Source organism: Oleiphilus sp. HI0132 (genome assembly GCF_001635845.1).
Genome location: NZ_LWGJ01001406.1, coordinates 1 through 3,953, shown reverse-complemented (window position 1 = coordinate 3,953; position 3,953 = coordinate 1). Strand labels below are relative to the sequence as shown.

At 46.9% G+C, this 3,953-nt stretch carries 4 protein-coding genes; all 4 read left to right on the top strand.

All coding sequences use genetic code 11. The features are described from left to right. Nucleotides 1-240: 240 nt before the first annotated feature. Nucleotides 241-621, top strand: a complete 381-nt coding sequence (locus tag A3766_RS21520) for a MerR family DNA-binding transcriptional regulator (protein WP_068511073.1) — start codon at nucleotides 241-243, stop codon at nucleotides 619-621. A 39-nt stretch (nucleotides 622-660) separates the two neighbouring features. Further along, nucleotides 661-1,818: an isovaleryl-CoA dehydrogenase gene (locus A3766_RS21515; RefSeq protein WP_068511075.1), complete on the top strand. Its 1,158-nt coding sequence runs from the start codon at nucleotides 661-663 to the stop codon at nucleotides 1,816-1,818. A gap of 70 nt (nucleotides 1,819-1,888) precedes the next feature. Then, nucleotides 1,889-3,496 (top strand): carboxyl transferase domain-containing protein, encoded by a 1,608-nt coding sequence (locus tag A3766_RS21510; RefSeq protein ID WP_068507216.1) that lies wholly within the window; start codon nucleotides 1,889-1,891, stop codon nucleotides 3,494-3,496. Between the two features lie 59 nt (nucleotides 3,497-3,555). Continuing rightward, a partial coding sequence (locus tag A3766_RS21505; protein WP_197479674.1) for an enoyl-CoA hydratase-related protein occupies nucleotides 3,556-3,953 on the top strand: 398 nt, incomplete at its 3' end.

Below are 3,953 nucleotides of genomic sequence, written 5' to 3'. Positions count from 1 at the left end.
GGTGAAGGCTTATGGCTTTCGAAGATTAGAGGTCAGGAAGGTAAACGCATTGGCAATGCAGATAAGCTGGAAAGCTGGGTAGAGCTATTGAACAGACATTATAAGTTACTGAAATAAGCATCACCCACCCTTTAACCCACCACAACACAATTTTGTCACTAGACCACACAATGTTGACGTTAACGTCAACGTAAGTATATCATGATAGCTAAAGTAAATTGGCCAAAAAGGGTTGATAGAATGAGCCAACAATTCAGCATTAGCGAACTGTCTCGCGAGTTCGATGTCACCACCAGAACCATACGCTTTTATGAAGCAGAGGGACTTCTGCACCCTACCCGAAAGGGACAAACGCGAATTTATTCAGATGCCGACAGAGTCACACTAAAACTGATTATTCGAGGCAAACGCCTTGGTTTATCGCTTGCCGAGTCAAAAGAACTCATTCAGTTGTACGACCCAAGTGGTGCAAACCAAGTTCAATTACGACGCCTGCTCGATAAAATTAATGAGCGCAGACAAGTCTTAAAGCAACAGGTTGAAGATATTCGTGTTATGCAGCTCGAACTTGATGAAGCCGAGTCTCGGTGCATAGACGCGATAAATAAACAAAAGACATAAACAATCTCTTACCGAATAAATAGAAATGTGAGGCCAACCATGCAATTACTAAATTTTGATTTGTGTGAAACCAATGACATGCTCAGAGACCAGGTCTCTAACTTCGTCGCAAGTGAGATTACGCCCATCGCTGCAAAGACCGATAGTGATAACGAGTTCCCTAACGAGCTTTGGCCTAAACTTGGTGAAATGGGTCTATTGGGCATGACCGTACCGGAAGAGTTTGGCGGCACAAACATGGGCTACCTTGCTCATGTACTGGCAATGGAAGAGATCAGCCGCGGCAGCGCATCGATTGGCCTTAGTTATGGCGCTCATTCAAATTTATGTGTTAACCAAATCAACCGTAACGGTAGCCAAGAACAAAAAGAAAAGTATTTACCGAAGCTTATTTCGGGTGAGCACATTGGTGCACTCGCAATGAGTGAGCCGAACGCTGGTAGTGACGTTGTGAGCATGAAACTTAAAGCCGAAAAACGCGGTGACCATTATGTTCTCAACGGTAGCAAGATGTGGATTACCAACGGGCCCGACGCTAACACCTATGTCATTTACGCTAAAACGGCGCCAGAGAAAGGCCCGCACGGTATAACTGCCTTTGTCGTCGAGCGTGACTGGAAGGGCTTTAGTCGGTCTCCTAAGCTAGACAAGCTGGGTATGCGCGGTTCAAACACCTGCGAACTGGTATTTCAAGATGTCGAAGTCCCTGTTGAAAATGTTCTTGGTCTTGAAAATGCGGGCGTTAAAGTACTAATGAGCGGCCTCGATTATGAACGTGTCGTGCTATCAGGTGGGCCAACGGGCATTATGCAATCTTGCCTCGACCTGGTTATACCTTATATCCACGAACGCAAACAGTTTAATCAGTCGATCGGCGAGTTCCAGTTAATCCAGGGGAAGATGGCTGATATGTACACAGCACTCAATGCCAGCCGCGCCTACTTATACGCCGTTGCTAAAGCCTGTGACCGAGGTGAGACCACCCGTAAAGATGCGGCCGGTATCATTCTATACAGCGCTGAAGCAGCAACTAAAATGGCCTTGGAGGCAATCCAAATACTTGGCGGCAATGGCTACATTAACGAGTTCCCTGCTGGGCGCCTATTACGAGATGCGAAGCTCTATGAAATTGGTGCCGGAACTTCCGAGATTCGTCGTATGCTAATCGGCCGCGAATTATTTATGGAAACGCGTTAACACCCTGCCTCGTTAATTAAAGCCAAGCCTTAGCAAATATTGCTAAGGCTATCGATGGATAGAATCATTTATGACCGTTATACAATCCAACACAGACGCTTTAAGCGCACAGTTTAAAGAAAGAAAGCTTGCGATGGACGAGCTGGTGACTGGGCTGCGTGAAACCATTCAGGCCACCGCAAATAGCGCCGGGCCTGAAGCGGTAAAGCGCCACCTAGCTAAAGGAAAGCTTTTACCCAGAGACCGAGTCACGAGATTAATTGATCCCGGCTCACCATTTCTTGAGTTATCTCAACTTGCTGCCCATGAGGTATACGATGAAAAGGTTCCCTCTGCCGGTGCAATTACTGGCATAGGCCGAATCAATGGCACTGAGTGCATGATTGTTGCCAACGATTCGACGGTTAAAGGAGGCACTTACTACCCTCTTTCGGTTAAAAAACATCTCCGCGCCTTAACCATCGCTGAAGAGAATCGCCTACCCTGCGTCTACCTTGTAGATTCAGGTGGCGCAAACCTCCCTAATCAGGATGAAGTCTTTCCGGACGAGGATGACTTTGGCAACATTTTCTATCGACAGGCCAACATGTCTGCCAAAGGGATTCCACAAATCGCCGTTGTACTTGGATTGTGTACCGCAGGTGGCGCTTACGTCCCTGCAATGGCCGATGAAAGCATAATGGTTCGCAACCACAGTACAATCTTTCTAGCAGGCCCACCGCTAGTTAAAGCTGCAACCGGTGAAGAAGTTAGCGCAGAAGACCTGGGCGGCGCTGATGTGCATTGCAAAACCTCTGGTGTTGCTGATCATTATGCCGACAGTGAAGAGCATGCTATCCAGATCGCTCGAGAATGTGTATCAAATCTTAATTGGCAGAAGCCAAAACAAATGGCTACTCGCCCAGCAAAACCACCTAAGTACCCGGAAAATGAAATTAACGGAGTGGTTCCATCTGACCTAAAAACCCCTTACGACGTGCGAGAGGTCATTGCTCGAATCGTTGATAATTCTGACTTTTCAGAGTTCAAGCAATACTTTGGTGAAACACTCGTTTGCGGCTTTGCACATATATATGGAAACCCGGTAGGTATTATTGCTAACAACGGTATTTTGTTCTCTGAGTCAGCTCAAAAAGGCGCGCACTTTATTGAACTATGCTGCCAACGTAAGATCCCTTTGATCTTCCTACAAAATGTCACCGGCTTTATGGTTGGCAAATCGTTTGAAGAAGGCGGTATCGCCAAGCATGGGGCAAAGATGGTCATGGCCGTCGCTTGCGCTAAAGTTCCGAAGTTTACGATCATTATTGGCGGAAGTTTTGGTGCCGGAAATTACGGCATGTGCGGGAGAGCCTATCATCCACGATTCCTATGGATGTGGCCAAATGCACGTATTTCAGTAATGGGTGGCGAACAGGCTGCAGGCGTTCTGGCACAAGTTAAACGAGATAGTTTGGCTAAACGTGGCATCATTTGGTCTGATGAAGAAGAACAAGCACTCAAGCAACCGATTATCGAACAGTTTGAAAAACAGGCACACCCTTATTATGCCAGTGCACGCTTATGGGATGACGGCATAATCGAGCCTAGCGACACTCGAAAAGTTCTTGGCGTCGCAATCTCAGCTAGCCTAAACGCACCAATAGAAGATACCGAGTTTGGCGTATTTAGAATGTAAGTATGAGCGATCACTCAAATTACTCATAAGGTACAATTCAATGAATCAGGATATTAACCATGCAGCCAGCAAGTACTCTTCAATTTGATAAGCAAATCGCCACCCTTTGCTTATCGCGCCCTGAAAAGCACAACGCTTTCGATGACCAGGTAATTACCGAACTACGCGCACATATAAAAACAGTCAACGACTCAGATGCGCGCGTTATGGTACTCAAAGCTGATGGCAAACATTTCTGCGCCGGGGCTGACTTAGCCTGGATGAAACGTATGGCAACGCTAAGTCATGAAGACAACCTTCACGATGCACGCCAACTTGCTGCGCTTATGCAAGAGTTAAACGATCTTAGGATTCCCACAATAGCACGCGTACAAGGAGCCGCCTACGGTGGAGCAATCGGGCTTATCGCGTGCAGCGACATTGCCATCGCCGATGAGAAATCACGTTTCTGTTTAAG

What these genes read in the sequence shown, in the direction of transcription:
- A3766_RS21520 (WP_068511073.1), top strand. Translation starts at nt 241, where the DNA reads ATGAGCCAACAATTCAGCATTAGCGAACTGTCTCGCGAGTTCGATGTC.
- A3766_RS21515 (WP_068511075.1), top strand. Translation starts at nt 661, where the DNA reads ATGCAATTACTAAATTTTGATTTGTGTGAAACCAATGACATGCTCAGA.
- A3766_RS21510 (WP_068507216.1), top strand. Translation starts at nt 1,889, where the DNA reads ATGACCGTTATACAATCCAACACAGACGCTTTAAGCGCACAGTTTAAA.